Origin of the sequence: Mesorhizobium qingshengii (assembly GCF_900103325.1) — a bacterium.
Taxonomy (GTDB): Bacteria; Pseudomonadota; Alphaproteobacteria; order Rhizobiales; family Rhizobiaceae; genus Mesorhizobium; species Mesorhizobium qingshengii.
On the sequence record NZ_FMXM01000116.1, the window covers coordinates 1 to 1,105 of the forward strand.

The 1,105-nt window shown below is 62.4% G+C and carries 2 protein-coding genes; both read left to right on the forward strand.

Going from position 1 to position 1,105, the window contains the following annotated elements:
* The coding region (locus BLS48_RS34695) for an IS66 family transposase (protein WP_143019609.1) at positions 1 to 722 on the forward strand (722 nt) is incomplete at its 5' end.
* 8 nt (positions 723 to 730) lie between these two features.
* A partial coding sequence (locus tag BLS48_RS34700; protein WP_091586706.1) for an IS1096 element passenger TnpR family protein occupies positions 731 to 1,105 on the forward strand: 375 nt, incomplete at its 3' end.

The window sequence follows — 1,105 nt, forward strand, 5'->3', positions numbered from 1 at the left end:
TCGCGGCCGAGTGCGACAAGGCCGTCGCGGCGTTGCGCCGGGCCAAGGTCATCTCCTCCGATGAGACCGGCGTGCGGATCGAAGGAAGCAACGCCTACCACTGGGTGTTTCGCTGCCCCGAAGCGGTTGTTCATCAAGCGGCGCCAACGCGCGGCGCCGTCGTGGTCCGGACCCTGATGGACGGCCATCGGCCCGACGTCTGGTGTTCCGATCGCTATGCCGCGCAACAAGGGCACGCAAATGCGCATCAGACCTGCCTGGCGCATCTCGCCCGCGACGTCGCCTATGCGGACGAGGCAAGTGAGGACATGCTGCCCTCACGGCTCAAGCGTTGGCTGCAAAGGGCCTTCGCCCTAGCCGACGGTGTCGAAACCTTCGCCGCCTCGACCATCGCCGGCAAGCGACGCGCCCTGGAGCGAAGTCTGAACGATATCCTTGCCACCACAACGTCGTGCGATCTGGCCCGCGACATCCAAAACAAGTTCAGGCGAGCTCGCGATCAACTTTTGACCTTTGCCCAATGGCCAGGAATGGTCGACGCGACGAACAACGCCTGTGAACGGGCGCTGAGACCCGCCGTCGTTCAACGGAAGATCACCAACGGCTATCGCGCCATGTGGGCCGCAAAGGGCGAAGCCGACATTCGAACCGTCGTCGACACAGCTCGTCTCACGCCAGGCACGAACCCCTTCAAAATCATCCTTCAAACCGTCAGCACCTGAAATCCGCCATGACTGAGCCCGCGACCTTGATCTTCCGAGCCTCTCTTCGGGCGCGGCTTTATCGGGACATCGAGGTGTTGAGTTCGAGCACGCTAGCGGAGCTGGCCGAAGCCATCGTAGCGGCATTTGGCTTCGACATGGACCACGCCTACGGCTTCTATTCAAAGCTGACGGGAAAGCTGTTCGACTCGCCCCAGCGGTTCGAACTCTTCGCCGACATAGAGGGGAGCGGCTCTCGCAGCGTGAAGGGCGCGCGCGTCACCACAGCCTTCCAGAAGGTGGGCTCGGCAATGACCTTCTTGTACGACTACGGTGACGAGTGGCGCTTCCGCGTTGAAGTTATTGGAACAGGGCAGGCGCAGCCCGATGCCAATTACCCGAGG